Origin of the sequence: Cellulomonas persica (assembly GCF_007989825.1) — a bacterium.
Taxonomy (GTDB): Bacteria; Actinomycetota; Actinomycetes; order Actinomycetales; family Cellulomonadaceae; genus Cellulomonas; species Cellulomonas persica.
Window position 1 is genome coordinate 346,487 of sequence record NZ_BJUA01000001.1, and the last position, 14,858, is coordinate 361,344.

A 14,858-nucleotide genomic window follows, 5' to 3' on the forward strand; every position below is an offset into this window, starting at 1 on the left:
TCAGGGGCGCCGCGCTCGTCGCAGGCGGCGGTGCGGGCTCAGCAGGACCCGCTGGTGGCGCTTCCCACTGTGCCTTCTGGTCGGGAAGCGCAGCGCCCTGCCCTCCGGCAGGTGCCGCGCTACGCACGACCCCTACCTGCGGTCAGCGCGCTGCGCTTCCCTCCGTGTAGTCGGTGTCCGAGGGCTTCACCCATGCGAACAGCTTGCGGAGCTCGCGGCCGACCGGCTCGATCGGGTGGTTCTGGCCCTTCTCGCGCAGGGCCGTGAACTCCGGCGCGCCGGCGTCCTGGTCGTCGATGAAGCGCTGGGCGAACGCGCCGTTCTGGATGTCGGCGAGCACCGCCTTCATGTTCTCCTTCACGTCGGGCGTGATGACCCGCGGGCCGGAGACGTAGTCGCCGTACTCGGCCGTGTCGGAGACCGACCAGCGCTGCTTGGTGATGCCGCCCTCCCAGATGAGGTCGACGATCAGCTTGAGCTCGTGCAGCACCTCGAAGTACGCGACCTCGGGCTGGTAGCCCGCCTCGGTCAGCGTCTCGAAGCCGTACTGGATGAGCTGCGAGACACCACCGCACAGGACGGCCTGCTCACCGAACAGGTCGGTCTCGGTCTCCTCGGTGAACGTGGTCTTGATGCCCGCGGCACGCAGACCACCGATCGCCTTGGCGTACGAGAGCGCGAGGGCCCACGCGGCACCCGACGCGTCCTGCTCGACCGCGACGATGACCGGCACACCGCGACCGTCGACGTACTCGCGACGCACGAGGTGACCGGGGCCCTTCGGGGCGACCATGAGCACGTCGTGCCCCGCGGCCGGCTGGATGTAGCCGAAGCGGATGTTGAAGCCGTGACCGAAGACGAGCGCGGCACCGTCCTTGAGGTTCGGCTCGATCTCGTCGCGGTACAGGTGACGCTGCACCTGGTCGGGCGCGAGGATGACGACCACGTCGGCACCCGCGACGGCCTCGGCCACCGTGGCGACCTTGAGGCCCTGGTTCTCGGCCTTGGCGCGGGACGGCGAGCCCTCGCGCAGACCGACGGTCACGTCGACGCCGGAGTCGCGCAGGTTGAGCGAGTGCGCGTGCCCCTGGCTGCCGTAGCCGACGACGGCGACCTTCTTGGACTGGATGATCGACAGGTCGGCGTCGTCGTCGTAGAACAGCTCGGCCACGGTGGGTCTCTCCTTCAGATGGACGTTCGGGGATCGAACGGTGGGGCAAGCACGAGTGTGCGTCTGGACTGAGGTCTATCAGGCGGAGCGCGAGACGCGCTCGAGCGCCCGGTCCGTGATCGAGCGCGACCCGCGGCCGATGGCCACGGTGCCGGACTGCACGATCTCACGGATGCCGAACGGCTCGAGGGCGGACAGCAGGGCGTCGAGCTTGCCCGGCGAACCGGTCGCCTCGATGACGACGGTGTCCGGCACGACGTCGACGACGTGCGCGCGGAAGAGCTGGACGACCTCGAGCACCGAGGTGCGCTGCGTGACGTCGGCCTTGACCTTGACCAGCAGCAGCTCGCGCTGCACGGAGGCGGCGTCCTCGAGCTCGACGATCTTGATGACGTTGATGAGCTTGTTCAGCTGCTTCGTCACCTGCTCGAGGGGGAGCTCGTCGACGTCGACGACGACCGTGATCCGGGAGATCTCCTGGTGCTCGGTCGGGCCCACCGCGAGCGAGTGGATGTTGAACGCCCGCCGCGCGAACAGGCCGGCGACGCGCGTGAGCACGCCGGGCTTGTTCTCGACGAGCACGGACAGCGTGTGGCGGCTCATGGCGCTCAGTCCTCCCGGTCCCACGCCGGGGAGATGCCCCGCGCGTACTGGATGTCGTCGTTGCTCACGCCGGCGGCGACCATCGGCCACACCATCGCGTCACGCGAGACGGTGAAGTCGACGACGACCGGCTGGTCGTCGATCTCGAGCGCGCGCTTGATCGTCGCGTCGACGTCGGCCTTCGTCTCGCAGCGCAGCCCGACGCAGCCGTACGCGTCGGCGAGCTTGACGAAGTCCGGGATCCGCACGGTGCCGTGACCGGTGTGCAGGTCGGTGTTCGAGTACCGCGACTCGTAGAACAGCGTCTGCCACTGGCGGACCATGCCGAGCGAGGAGTTGTTGACGACCGCGACCTTGATCGGGATGTCGTTGATGGCGCAGGTCGCGAGCTCCTGGTTGGTCATCTGGAAGCAGCCGTCGCCGTCGATCGCCCACACGGTGCGGTCCGGCTCGCCGACCTTGGCACCCATGGCCGCGGGGACCGCGTAGCCCATGGTCCCCAGGCCGCCGGAGTTCAGCCACGAGTTCGGGCGCTCGTACTTGATGAACTGCGCCGCCCACATCTGGTGCTGGCCCACGCCCGCGACGTACGTCGCCTCGGGCCCGGTCAGCTCGCCGATGCGCTGGATGACGTGCTGCGGCGCGAGGTGCCCGTCGGACGGCTCGTCGTAGCCGAGGCCGAACGTCTCGCGCCACGCGTCGAGCTGGCGCCACCAGGCCTCGAGGTCCGGCTTGCCGTGCTGCGCGTGCTCACGCTCGAGCTCGGGCAGCAGGTCGGAGATGACCTCGCGCAGGTCGCCGACGATCGGGACGTCGACGGCCTTGTTCTTGCCGATCTCGGCGGGGTCGATGTCGGCGTGCACGACGGTCGCGTGCGGCGCGAACGACGACAGCAGGCCTGTCACGCGGTCGTCGAACCGGGCGCCGAGGGCGACGATCAGGTCGGCCTTCTGCAGCGCGGCCACCGCGGCGACCGTGCCGTGCATGCCGGGCATGCCCAGGTGCTGCGGGTGCGTGTCGGGCAGAGCGCCGCGCGCCATCAGGGTCGTGACGACGGGTGCGCCGGACAGGTCCGTGAGCCTGCGCAGCTGCTCGGCGGCCCGAGCGCGGATCACGCCGCCGCCGACGTACAGCACCGGGCGGCGCGACGTCGCCAGCAGGCGCGCGGCCTCCCGGATCTGCTTGGCGTGCGGCTTGGTCACCGGGTGGTAGCCGGGCAGCGCGATGTCCTGCGGCCACGAGAACGTCGTCGTCGCCTGCATCGCGGACTTCGCGATGTCGACGAGCACGGGGCCGGGCCGACCGGTCGCGGCCACGTGGAACGCCTCGGCGATGACCCGCGGGATGTCCGCCGGGTCGGTCACCAGGTAGTTGTGCTTGGTGATCGGCAGCGTGATGCCGACGATGTCGGCCTCCTGGAACGCGTCCGTGCCGATCATCGCCGCGCCGACCTGCCCGGTGATCGCGACCATGGGCACCGAGTCCATGTTCGCGTCGGCGATCGGGGTGACGAGGTTCGTCGCGCCGGGGCCCGACGTCGCCATGCACACGCCGACGCGGCCCGTCGCGGACGCGTAGCCGGCTGCCGCGTGGCCACCGCCCTGCTCGTGCCGCACGAGGATGTGCCGCAGCCGGGTCGAGTCCATGAGCGGGTCGTACGTCGGCAGGATCGCACCGCCGGGGATCCCGAAGACGACCTCGGCCCCGACCTCCTCGAGCGAGCGGACGATCGACTGCGCACCCGTGACCTGCTCGACGACCGTGGCCGACGAGGCGTGCGAGGCGGTCGGGGTCGGTGCGGCCGGACGTGCCGTCGCGCCGACGACCGCGGGGCTCACGGGCGTCCGCGGCGGTGCCGGGTGGGGGCCCTGGACCATCGGTGTCTCCCTGCTGCTGACGTGATGCGGTGGGTGCTGCGTGATGCGGTGCGTGCTGCTGGTGTGCCTGTCCCGGAAAACAGAAAACCCCTCGCGTCGGTCTGCTGCCGACGGTGCGAGGGGTGAGCGCGCTGACGAAGCCTGGGCTGCTGGCCTCAGCCGGCGCGCTCAGGAAGTACTACGAGGATCGTCTGCACGCAGGTGAGGTTACGCCTCCGTCGGTTCCGTGTCACGCCTGCGCCACGCCGTCTCACATCCTGGCTCACGTGCCCGCATATCGGATGGCGTGCCGTCCCGCGTGCGCCACCGCGGCGCGCGTCCCGTCGCGGTCGTCCGATCGGCCTACGGTGACCACGCTGCACGGCGAGGCGCACGGCGAGCGCACGACGAGCCCGCAGCGAGTACGACGACGAGCGCGACGAGCACGGAGGACAGCATGGGTACGACCGGCTCCCCCGCACGGCGGCACCCGACGCCCTGCCTGCTCGGCGCCGTGGTGCTGACCGCCGCGGTGCTGACGGTCGGCGGCTGCGGTGCGTCGGACGACGAACCGGGCGCACCCTCGTCGTCGGAGCCGTCCGCGAGCGCGACGACGGCGCCCGCGACCGCCCTGCCCACCGACGCTCCCACCGGCGCGTCCACCGCCGAGCCGACCCCCGGCGCGCTCCCGACGAGCGAGCCCACCGCCGGCGCCTTCACCGCGCCGGGAACCGAGCTCACGCACGAGCCGCAGGACGGCCTCCTCACCGTCGTCGACGTGCGGGTCGGCGCGCACGACGGCTACGAGCGCGTGGTCTACGAGCTGGCCGGCGAGGGCCTACCCGGGTGGCGCATCGCCTACGTCGACGAGGCGGTCGACGACCCGAGCGGCGAGGTCGTCGACGTCGCGGGCGACGCCACGCTGCAGGTCGTGCTCCTCGGCGCCGGCTACCCGATGGACACCGGCTTCGACGAGTACGCCCACGACGTCACGGCGACCGGCGGCGTCCAGCAGGTGACGCGCCCGCTGACGTTCGAGGGCCAGACCCAGTCGTTCGTCGGGCTGGACGCCGAGCGCCCGCTGCGCGTCACGCTGCTGGCCGACCCGGTCCGCGTCGTCGTCGACGTGCAGTCGCCCTAGCGGCGCGGCCGCGTCGGCCGGCGCGCGTCAGGTGGGCGTCCGGCGGGCGCGTCAGGCGACGTCGCGGCGACGGAACACGAACCAGGCCGCGGCGAGGCACAGCACGCCGACGATCCCGAGCACCACCGCCCCGTGCGTCTGGCTGACGACCTGCTCGACCGACTGGCACACGACCGCGTTGCCCTGGTCCGGGTCGGGCGCGCACTTCTCGGTCCAGTACGACGCGCCGCCGTTCACCCAGGCCTGGACGTTGAGGCTCAGGAGGTACGGCCGCACGCCGTCGAACGTCAGGCCGACGTAGCCCTCGACCACCGCGGCCCAGCCGACGATCGTGCCCAGCACCGCCGCCGTGTGGCGCAGCAGGAACCCGAGCGCCGCCCCGGCCAGCGCGACGCCGACCACGAGGGCCGCGATCCGCCCGCCGAGCTCGAGCACGTCCGCGACCGTCCGCCGGTCGTCGTCCCAGTGGTTCTCCGGTGCCTGCCTCGCGTCGTGGACCGCGAACGCCGACCACGTGCCGCCCAGCAGGACCACGAGCGCGACCACCGCCGCCGGCACCACCCCGACGGCCGCCGCGGTGAGCTTGCTCGCGTAGACCCGGCCGCGCCGCGGCGCGAACGTCAGCCAGTTGCCGATCGCGCCCGTCGAGAACTCAGCGGCGACGAAGCTCGCGCCCATGACGAGCGCCAGCAGCGCGAGCGGCACCGCGACGCCGGCGACGGTCTCGAACGCGTCGGTGTCGAAGTAGCTGCGCGACGGCAGGAAGTCCTCGATCGTGGGCTCCCACGAGCAGCCGCTCTCGAAGCCCTCGGCCTCCTCGGGGAACTCCTCGAGGTACTGGCGGTCCGACTCGAGGCACGCCTCGAGGTCCTCGCCGGTCATCGGCTCGAAGCTGTCGACCTGGAGCTGCGCCTCGGCGATCTCGGCCGCGCTGGCCGGGCTCGAGCCCTGCCACGCGGCGAAGGGCGCGAACGCCGCGAGCACGACGGCGCCGATCGCCAGACCCCACAGGAGGCTGCGGGAGAAGAAGCGGGTGAGCTCGGTGGTCACGAGGCGGGTCATGCGGCACCTCCCGCTGCGCGGCGGCCGTGCTGGTGGTCGGGCTCGTCAGGTGCTCTCGTCCCTGGGCCTTGCCCGGCCGTGAGCTCGAGGAACACCGACTCCAGGTCGACCCGCACGGGCACGAGCTCGTCGACGTACAGGCCCTCGCGCGCGAGGACCTCGGTGATGCGCGCACCCGTGGGCGCGCCGTCGACCAGCAGGTACCGGCCGTCCCGGCGGACGGCCCAGCCCTGCGCGCGCAGCAGCTCGCCCGCCGTGCCGGGCACCTCGACCCCGACCTTGACGGTCGCGGTCGTGCGCGTGCCGATGAGCTCGGCGACCGTGCCCTGCGCGACGAGGCGGCCGCGCGCGACGATCGAGACCGTGTCGGCGACCTGCTCGACCTCGGCCAGGATGTGGCTCGAGACGAGCACGGTCTTGCCGCGGTCCGCCAGGCCGCGCATGGTCTCGCGGATCTCCCGGATGCCCGCGGGGTCCAGGCCGTTGGTCGGCTCGTCGAAGATCAGCAGGTCCGGGTCCTTGAGCAGCGTCGCCGCGATCGCGAGCCGCTGCTTCATGCCGAGCGAGTACGTGCGGTACCGGTCGCGCGCCCGGTCGGCCAGGCCGACATCGGCGAGCACGACCTCGACGAGCTTGGGGTCGGCACCGATGCCGCCCGCGAGCAGGCTCAGGTTGCGCCGCCCCGAGAAGTTCGGGAAGAACTTGGGCTGCTCGACGATCGCACCGACGCGGCCGACGACCTCGGGCAGGCGCTCGGGCACTGCCTGGTCGAACACGCGCATGGTGCCGGAGTCGGCCCGCACGAGACCCAGCAGCATGCGGATCGTCGTCGTCTTGCCGGACCCGTTCGGGCCGAGGAACCCGTGCACGCCGCCCACCGGGACGTCGAGGTCGAGCCCCTCGACCGCGACCTGGCGCTTGCCGCGCCGGCGGTAGGTCTTGCGCAACCCGCGCGTGGAGATCGCGAGCTCCTGCGTGAACGTCATCGACCCAGCCCCCGTCCGCCGATCCCCCGACCTCCGGGGTGCACGCGAACCGTAGCGGCTCGTCCCGGCGGGTCCGCTGGTGAACGCGCTGGTCGCGCGCAGTTCACCCGAACCGGGCATGCCGGGAGCCGGCGACCGGACGCGCGCTAACCGGCCCCGTCCATGTCGAACGCCGGCAGCCCGTCGATGCTCGTGCGGTTCTTCAGGCGTCGGTAGTCGGCGCGGCCCTCGACGCCCTTGCGCGCCATGTACTGCGGCAGCAGGTCGCGCTCGCCCTGGTAGCTCATGAACGGCACGCCGTAGCCGCACGAGTCCGAGACGCGCTCGACGTCGACCACGATCACGGCCCGCACACCCTGCGACTCGTCGACGTCGCTGTCGAACAGTCCGAGCAGCTCGTCGAACCCGTCGTCGTACAGCGTCACGAACCGGCCCCGGCCGTGCAGCCGCACGATGTTCGGCGGTCCCTCGAACGCGCAGAACATGATCGTGACGCGACCGTTCTCCCGGATGTGCGCGATCGTCTCCGAGCCGGACGCGGTGACGTCGACGTACGCGACCGTGTGGTCGTCGAGCACCGCGAACGTGCCGCCGATGCCCTTGGGCGAGACGTTCACGTGCCCGCCGGGACCGCTCGGCGCGGTCGCGACGAAGAACACGTGCTGCGCCTCGATGAACCGGCGCAGGCGGTCGTCGATCCGTTCGTGCACCTTCCCCATGACGAGGAACGTAGCGGTCCGGGTCGAGGGACAGGCCGGGCATCTTGCCGGTCGGGCACGCGACCGGTCGGGGGCTCAGCGCGTGCGGCGCAGCACCAGCGCCTCCCACGGCCGCAACCGCACGGGCACCTCGACCACGCGGTCGTCGTCGTAGTTGCCGATCACCACCGGGGCGTCGGTCCAGACCGGGTCGACGAGCGCGAGCCGCTCGTCGGACGTGAAGTTGCCCAGGACGAGCAGCTCGACGTCGTCGAGCGCGCGCGTGAAGGCGTAGACGTGCTCGTCGTCGGGCAGCAGCATCGTGAAGTCGCCGATCGCGACGACGGGCTCGTCGTGCCGCAGCGCGATGAGCCGGCGGTAGTGGTGGAACACCGACCGCGGGTCCGCGTGCTGGGCCGCCGCGTTGATCTCGACGTGGTTCGGGTTCACCGGCAGCCAGGGCTCGCCGGTCGTGAAGCCCGCATGCGGCGAGGCGTCCCACTGCACGGGCGTGCGCGCGTTGTCGCGGCTCATCGCCGCGAAGGCCGCGAGCAGCTCGTCGTCCGTGCGGTACGCGCGGGCTTCGGCGAGGTAGTTGAGCGTCTCGATGTCGCGGTACTGGTCGAACGACGTGAAGTGCGCGTTCGTCATCCCGAGCTCCTCGCCCTGGTAGACGTACGGCGTCCCACGGTGCAGGTGCAGCACGGTCGCCAGCATCGTCGCGGACTCGCGCCGGTAGGCCCCGTCGTCGCCCCACCGCGAGACGATGCGCGGCTGGTCGTGGTTGTCCCAGTACAGCGAGTTCCACCCGGACTCGGCCAGGCCCGACTGCCAGCGCCCGAAGCTGGCCTTGAGGTCCGTCAGCCGCAGGCGACGCGGGTCGAACTTCCCGCCGGGACCGTGGTCCAGCCCCACGTGCTCGAACTGGAACACCATGTCGACCTCACCGCGCTCGGGCTCGGTGAACAGCTGCGCGTCCTCGAGCGTGACACCCGGCGTCTCCCCCACCGTCAGGAACGCGCCCTCACGCCCGGCGAACACCTCGCGGCGCATCTCCGCGACGAACTCGTGGATGCGCGGGCCCGACAGGTAGTACGGGCTGCCGTCGCCCAGGCGACCGTCGTGCGTGAGGCCGTCCGGGAGCGAGCCGTCCTCGCGCACGACCTTGGAGATCGCGTTGATCACGTCCATCCGGAAGCCGTCGACCCCGCGGTCGAGCCACCAGCGCATCATCGCGTAGACGGCCTGCCTGACCTGCGGGTTCTCCCAGTTCAGGTCCGGCTGCTTGCGGCTGAACAGGTGCAGGTAGTACTCGCCTGTCGCCTCGTCGTACTCCCACGCCGGGCCGGAGAAGAAGCTCGCCCAGTTGGTCGGTTCGGCACCCGGCGCGCCCGGCTCCATGCCGTGACGCGCGGGGCGCCACCAGTACCAGTCGCGCCGCGGGTCGTCCTTCGACGAGCGCGACCCGACGAACCACGCGTGCTCGTCGGACGTGTGGTTCACGACGAGGTCCATGACCACCTTGATGCCGCGCGCGTGCAGCGCCGCGATCACCTCGTCGAGGTCAGCGAGCGTGCCGAACAACGGGTCGACGTCCTCGTAGTCGCTGATGTCGTAGCCGTTGTCGTCCTGCGGGCTGCGGTAGAGCGGCGAGAACCACACGACGTCGACGCCGAGCTCCGCGAGGTGGTCGACGCGCTGCAGCACGCCGCGCAGGTCGCCGACGCCGTCGCCGTCGGAGTCCTGGAACGAGCGCGGGTACACCTGGTACACCACGGCCCGCGTCCACCACGGGGCGTTCTCCTGCGTGAAGGCCATGCCCCACCGTAGGTGTGGCACCGACGCCGCCGCACGCGCTGCCGACGCGGCAGCCGAGGTCAGAGCAGGACCGCGCCCTTGCTGGCCGACTGCACGAGCTTGGCGTACTTGGCGAGCACCCCGCGCGTGTAGCGCGGGGGCAGCGGAGCCCAGTCCACACGCCGGGCCGCGAGCTCGTCGTCGTCCACCAGCAGGTCGAGGCGTGCGTGCGCGACGTCGAGGCGGATGCGGTCCCCGTCGCGCACGAACGCGATCGGTCCGCCGTCGACCGCCTCGGGCGCGATGTGCCCGACGCACAGACCCGTCGTGCCGCCCGAGAACCGGCCGTCGGTGACCAGCAGCACGTCCTTGCCGAGGCCCGCACCCTTGATCGCGCCCGTGATCGCGAGCATCTCGCGCATCCCCGGACCGCCCTTGGGGCCCTCGTAGCGGATCACGACGACGTCGCCCGCCCGGATCGTGCCGTCCTCGAGCGCGTCGAGCGCCGCACGCTCGCGCTCGAACACGCGCGCCGTCCCCTCGAAGACGTCCGAGTCGAACCCGGCCGACTTCACGACCGCGCCGTCGGGCGCGAGCGAGCCGGACAGGATCGTGATGCCGCCCGTGCGGTGGATCGGGTCGTCGAGCGCGCGCAGGATCTTGCCGTCGGGGTCCGGCGGCGCCAGGTCCGCGAGGTTCTCCGCGACGGTGCGGCCGGTGACCGTCAGGCAGTCGCCGTGCAGCAGCCCCGCGTCCAACAGTGCCTTCATGACGACCGGGACGCCGCCCACGCGGTCGACGTCGTTCATGACGTACCGGCCGAACGGCTTGAGGTCGCCGAGGTGCGGCACGCGCCGCGCGACGCGCGCGAAGTCCTCCAGCGTGAGGTCGACCTCGGCCTCGTGCGCGATCGCGAGCAGGTGGAGCACCGCGTTCGTCGACCCGCCGAACGCCATGACCACGGCGATCGCGTTCTCGAACGCCTCCTTCGTCATGATCTGGCGCGCCGTGATCCCCCGCCGCAGCAGCCCGACCACCGCCTCTCCCGACCGGTGCGCGAACTGGTCGCGGCGCCGGTCCGCCGAGGGCGGCGCCGCCGACCCGGGCACCGACATCCCGATCGCCTCTGCGACGGACGCCATCGTGTTCGCGGTGTACATGCCGCCGCACGCGCCCTCACCGGGGCAGATCGCGCGCTCGATGCGGTCGAGGTCCTCGCGGCTCATCAGACCGCGTGCGCACGCTCCGACCGCCTCGAACGCGTCGATGATCGTCACGTCCTTCTCGGTGCCGTCGGACAGCTTGACCCAGCCCGGCATGATCGAGCCCGCGTAGAGGAACACCGACGCGAGGTCGAGACGCGCTGCGGCCATGAGCATCCCCGGCAGCGACTTGTCGCACCCCGCGAGCAGCACCGAGCCGTCGAGCCGCTCGGCCATCATCACGGTCTCGACCGAGTCGGCGATGATGTCGCGGCTCGCGAGCGAGAAGTGCATGCCCTCGTGGCCCATGGAGATGCCGTCGGACACTGAGATGGTGCCGAACTCCAGCGGGTACCCGCCCGCCGCGTGCACGCCGGCCTTCGCGGCCTTCGCGAGGCGGTCGAGCGACAGGTTGCACGGCGTGATCTCGTTCCACGAGCTCGCGACGCCGATCTGCGGCTTGGCGAAGTCCTCGTCGCCCAGGCCGACCGCGCGCAGCATGCCGCGCGCTGCGGTCGCCTCGATCCCGTCGGTGACCTGCCGCGAGCGCGGCTTGATGTCGATGCCGTCCACGGTGGCGTCCATGCGCTCACGGTAGGAGCGCCCGCGCCGCCGCGCGCGACGAAGCCGCGGTCTTCCCCCGGCGCGGACGGCGTGCGAATATAAGCATCCACTTATCGAAAGGATGCCGTCATGACGCTCCCGATCGACCCCGTGATCACCGCCGGGCTCGTCACGCGCGAGATCCGCGCGGGCGAGCGCGCGGGTGCTCCCACCAGGATCGCCGTCGCCCGCCGCGAGTACCCGACCGATGTGGCCGATCTCTGGGACGCGCTCACCGACCCGCAGCGCATCCCGCGGTGGTTCCTGCCCGTCACGGGCGACCTGCGCGTCGGCGGACGGTACGCCCTCGCAGGCAATGCGTCCGGCGTGGTCGAGCGGTGCGAGGCGCCACGCCTGCTCGCGCTCACGTGGGAGATGGGACCGCAGGTCTCGTGGCTCGAGGTCGAGCTCGCGCCCAGCGCGGGCGGCACCACGTTCGAGCTGCGCCACGAGGCGCACGTCGACCCGCAGATGTGGGCCCGGTACGGCCCGGGCGCCGTCGGTCTCGGGTGGGACCTCGCGCTCGTCGGGCTCGGGCTGCACCTGGAGACCGGCGCGGCGGTCGACGCCGACGAGGGTGCGGGCTACCCGCTGACCCCCGAGGGCACCACGTTCGTCCGGACCGCCGCGCGGGCGTGGACCGCAGCCGCGATCGCCACAGGCGAGGACCCGCAGACGATGGCAGCGGCGTCCGAGGGCGCCGTGGCGTTCTACACCGGTGCCCCCGAGCCGCAGGCGGGCACGGACGGTCAGCCGGAGTGAGCACCAGCCCCGCAGCACGGGCCGACGCGGCACTCGACGCGCTCGGCGATCCCGTCCGCCGGCTGCTCGTGCGGCTCGTCGCCGCGGGTGAGCGGCCGGCGGGCGAGCTCGTGCGCGGCGTCCAGGCCGTGCGGCCGGTCTCGCAGCCCGCGGTGTCGCAGCACCTCGGCGTGCTCCGTGACGCCGGGCTCGTCACGGTGCGCACCGCGGGCACCCGCCGCATCTACGCGCTGGACACCGGCACGGTCGCCGACGTGCGTGCCTGGTTCGACGACCTCGTCGACCCGCTCGCCGCGATGGGCCAGCCGCTCGACGCGCTCGCGACCGAGGTGGCGCGGGGTCGCCGCGCCGTGCGCGGACCGTCGTCGTCCCCGGCAACCGATGGCACCATGTCGGCGTGAACCGCACCCGCCTGCAGAACCGCCCTCTGACCTGGGCCGTCGTCCTGTGCACCGCGCTGCTGACGGCGTGCTCCTCGAGCGACGACGCCCGCGACCCTGCCTCCGCGCGGACCGCCGCTGCTGGCCAGTCGCCCGCCGCCGCCACGACCGCGCCCTCGGCGCCGGACGCGACCGAGCCTGCGGCCGGTGACACACCGGCCGCCCCCGGGAGCGACGAGGGGCCCGAGGGCGCGTTCCGGACGTGGCTGACCGCGAGCCGTTCGGCCGACGCCGCGACCGCGTGCGCCTACCTCACGCCCGCGCTCGCGCAGCGCATGGTCGACGAGCTCGCGGCCGGGCTGCCCGGCATCAGCGACTGCGCGTCGATGGTCGAGTTCACCGCGGGCCTGTACGCGGCCGTCGGTCAGAGCGCCGAGGTCGAAGTCGAGCTCGTCGAGCAGACCGACGAGCACGCGGTGCTGGACGTCACGTACGCGAGCGGTGACTGCGGCACGGTCGTCCTCGTGCCGGGCACCGGGCACTGGGTGCTCGACGAGCGCTCCGAGGAGCAGTGCTGACGGAGGCGAACGGCCGACGCGGCAGCTGCTGCGTCGGCCCCGCCAGGGTCAGCCCCGCCGCAGGCGGCTGACGTCGCGCACCGCGCCGCGGTCCGCGGACGTCGCCATCGCCGCGTACGCCTGCAGAGCCGGCGACACGTAGCGGTCGCGGTCGACCGGCTGCCACGGGTTCTCGCGGGACTCCATCTTGGCGCGGCGCTCCGCGAGCACCTCGTCGGGGACGTTGACCCGGATGAGCCGCGTCTCGACGTCGATCTCGATCTCGTCGCCGTCCTCGATGAGCCCGATCGTGCCGCCCGCGGCCGCCTCGGGGCTGATGTGCCCGACCGAGATGCCCGACGAGCCCCCCGAGAACCGGCCGTCGGTGATGAGCGCGCAGACCTTGCCCAGTCCACGTCCCTTGATGAACGAGGTCGGGTAGAGCATCTCCTGCATGCCTGGGCCGCCCGCGGGACCCTCGTACCGCACGACGACCACGTGGCCGGGCTGCACCTGCTTGGTGAGGATCTTCTCGACGGCCTCGTCCTGGGACTCGCAGACCAGCGCGGTCCCGACGAAGTGGAAGACGTCCGGGTCGATGCCGGCGGTCTTGATGATCGCGCCGTCCTCGGCGAGGTTGCCGCGCAGCACGGCGAGCCCGCCCTCGACCGTGTACGCGTGCGCGACGTCCCGGATGCAGCCGTCGGCCGCATCGGTGTCGAGCGAGGCCCACACGTTCGTCGTCGAGAACGCCTGCGTCGTGCGCACGCCACCGGGGGCGGCGAGGAACAGCTCACGCGCCCGGTCGGTCGCCTTGCCGCCGCGGATGTCCCAGGTGTCGAGCCAGGCACGCAGCGTCGGGGTGTGCACCGACGTCACGTCGTGGTTCAGCAGGCCGCCCCGGTCGAGCTCGCCGAGCAGCGCGGGGATGCCGCCGGCGCGGTGCACGTCCTCCATGTGGTAGCTCGGGTGGTTGGGCGCGACCTTCGACAGGCACGGGACGCGGCGCGAGATCCCGTCGATGTCCGCGAGCGTGAAGTCGACCTCGGCCTCCTGCGCCGCGGCGAGGATGTGCAGCACGGTGTTCGTCGAGCCGCCCATCGCGACGTCGAGCGCCATGGCGTTGGCGAACGCGGCCTTCGTCGCGATCCCCCGCGGAGCCGCGGTGTCGTCCTCGTCCTCGTAGTAGCGCCGGGCCAGGTCGACGATCGTGCGCCCGGCCTCGAGGAACAGGTCCCGCCGAGCCGCGTGCGTCGCGAGCGTCGAGCCGTTGCCCGGCAGCGACAGGCCGAGCGCCTCGGTGAGGCAGTTCATCGAGTTCGCGGTGAACATGCCCGAGCAGGAGCCGCACGTCGGGCACGCGTTCTCCTCGACCGCGTCGAGCGCCTTGTCCGTGACGTTCTCGTCGGCCGAGTAGTTGATCGCGTTGATGAGGTTGAGCGGCGTCTGCGCGACGCCGTCGGCGACGACGGCCTTGCCGGCCTCCATCGGCCCGCCCGACACGAAGATCACCGGGATGTTCAGGCGCAGCGCCGCGTTGAGCATGCCGGGCGTGATCTTGTCGCAGTTCGAGATGCACACCAGCGCGTCCGCGCAGTGCGCGTTCACCATGTACTCGACCGAGTCCGCGATCAGGTCGCGGCTGGGCAGCGAGTAGAGCATGCCGGCGTGGCCCATCGCGATGCCGTCGTCGACCGCGATCGTGTTGAACTCCTTGGCCACGCCTCCGGCCTCGCGGATCGCGCCCGCGACCAGGTCCCCCATGTCCTTGAGGTGCACGTGCCCCGGGACGAACTGCGTGTACGAGTTGGCGATCGCGATGATCGGCTTGCCGAAGTCCTCCGAGCCCATGCCGGTCGCGCGCCACAGCGCGCGGGCGCCGGCCATGTTGCGGCCGTGGGTCGAGGTCCGGGAACGCAGCGGACGGCTCATCGCGGGTGAACTCCTTCGCCAGGTGCGGCGCCGTGGGGAACGGCCTGGGACACGGTACGACGTCTCGCGCCGCCGCCGCCTGCTCGTCCGACCCGTGACCTACGGCGA

Annotated in this window: 13 protein-coding genes; 4 read left to right on the plus strand and 9 right to left on the minus strand. The window is 72.2% G+C overall.

What is annotated here, in order from left to right; all coding sequences use genetic code 11:
• Window positions 1-142: 142 nt before the first annotated feature.
• The 3 genes from ilvC to CPE01_RS01620 form a co-directional block, all read right to left on the minus strand.
• Window positions 143-1,171 carry a ketol-acid reductoisomerase gene (gene ilvC, locus CPE01_RS01610; protein WP_146804874.1) on the minus strand — a complete coding sequence of 343 codons (1,029 nt, stop codon included), beginning with the start codon at window positions 1,169-1,171 and terminating at the stop codon, window positions 143-145.
• A gap of 78 nt (window positions 1,172-1,249) precedes the next feature.
• On the minus strand, window positions 1,250-1,774 hold the full coding sequence (ilvN, locus tag CPE01_RS01615) for an acetolactate synthase small subunit (protein ID WP_146804875.1): 525 nt from the start codon (window positions 1,772-1,774) through the stop codon (window positions 1,250-1,252).
• A 5-nt stretch (window positions 1,775-1,779) separates the two neighbouring features.
• Window positions 1,780-3,651 carry an acetolactate synthase large subunit gene (locus tag CPE01_RS01620; protein WP_146804876.1) on the minus strand — a complete coding sequence of 624 codons (1,872 nt, stop codon included), beginning with the start codon at window positions 3,649-3,651 and terminating at the stop codon, window positions 1,780-1,782.
• 436 nt (window positions 3,652-4,087) lie between these two features.
• On the opposite strand from CPE01_RS01620, the gene CPE01_RS01625 reads away from it, so the two are divergent.
• Window positions 4,088-4,771: an AMIN-like domain-containing (lipo)protein gene (locus tag CPE01_RS01625; RefSeq protein WP_246783658.1), complete on the plus strand. Its 684-nt coding sequence runs from the start codon at window positions 4,088-4,090 to the stop codon at window positions 4,769-4,771.
• Between the two features lie 51 nt (window positions 4,772-4,822).
• Here the strand turns inward: CPE01_RS01625 and CPE01_RS01630 are convergent, their stop codons facing one another.
• The 5 genes from CPE01_RS01630 to ilvD (CPE01_RS01650) all read right to left on the minus strand — a co-directional run bounded on the left by CPE01_RS01630 (window position 4,823) and on the right by ilvD (CPE01_RS01650) (window position 11,101).
• Entirely contained in the window at window positions 4,823-5,833 is a 1,011-nt protein-coding gene (locus CPE01_RS01630) for an ABC transporter permease subunit (RefSeq protein WP_146804877.1), read from the minus strand.
• Window positions 5,830-6,819 carry an ABC transporter ATP-binding protein gene (locus tag CPE01_RS01635; RefSeq protein ID WP_146804878.1) on the minus strand — a complete coding sequence of 330 codons (990 nt, stop codon included), beginning with the start codon at window positions 6,817-6,819 and terminating at the stop codon, window positions 5,830-5,832. Before CPE01_RS01635 ends, CPE01_RS01630 begins: the two co-directional genes overlap by 4 nt.
• A gap of 146 nt (window positions 6,820-6,965) precedes the next feature.
• Window positions 6,966-7,538: a pyridoxamine 5'-phosphate oxidase family protein gene (locus CPE01_RS01640; protein WP_146804879.1), complete on the minus strand. Its 573-nt coding sequence runs from the start codon at window positions 7,536-7,538 to the stop codon at window positions 6,966-6,968.
• Between the two features lie 75 nt (window positions 7,539-7,613).
• Window positions 7,614-9,335, minus strand: a complete 1,722-nt coding sequence (locus CPE01_RS01645; RefSeq protein ID WP_146804880.1) for a glycoside hydrolase family 13 protein — start codon at window positions 9,333-9,335, stop codon at window positions 7,614-7,616.
• Between the two features lie 59 nt (window positions 9,336-9,394).
• Window positions 9,395-11,101 (minus strand): dihydroxy-acid dehydratase, encoded by a 1,707-nt coding sequence (ilvD, locus tag CPE01_RS01650; protein ID WP_146804881.1) that lies wholly within the window; start codon window positions 11,099-11,101, stop codon window positions 9,395-9,397.
• A 108-nt stretch (window positions 11,102-11,209) separates the two neighbouring features.
• Between ilvD (CPE01_RS01650) and CPE01_RS01655 the strand changes: the two genes are divergently transcribed.
• From CPE01_RS01655 to CPE01_RS01665, 3 genes are read left to right on the plus strand one after another with little or no spacing between them, the layout of a single operon-like run.
• Entirely contained in the window at window positions 11,210-11,881 is a 672-nt protein-coding gene (locus CPE01_RS01655; RefSeq protein WP_146804882.1) for an SRPBCC family protein, read from the plus strand.
• A complete protein-coding gene (locus tag CPE01_RS01660; protein ID WP_146804883.1) occupies window positions 11,878-12,282 on the plus strand; it encodes an ArsR/SmtB family transcription factor in 405 nt (134 codons plus the stop codon). The genes CPE01_RS01655 and CPE01_RS01660 overlap by 4 nt, the downstream gene beginning before the upstream one ends.
• Window positions 12,279-12,839: a hypothetical protein gene (locus CPE01_RS01665; RefSeq protein ID WP_146804884.1), complete on the plus strand. Its 561-nt coding sequence runs from the start codon at window positions 12,279-12,281 to the stop codon at window positions 12,837-12,839. Before CPE01_RS01660 ends, CPE01_RS01665 begins: the two co-directional genes overlap by 4 nt.
• A 48-nt stretch (window positions 12,840-12,887) precedes the next feature.
• On the opposite strand, the gene ilvD (CPE01_RS01670) is transcribed toward CPE01_RS01665, so the two are convergent.
• Window positions 12,888-14,750: a dihydroxy-acid dehydratase gene (gene ilvD, locus CPE01_RS01670; protein ID WP_146804885.1), complete on the minus strand. Its 1,863-nt coding sequence runs from the start codon at window positions 14,748-14,750 to the stop codon at window positions 12,888-12,890.
• Window positions 14,751-14,858 lie beyond the last annotated feature (108 nt).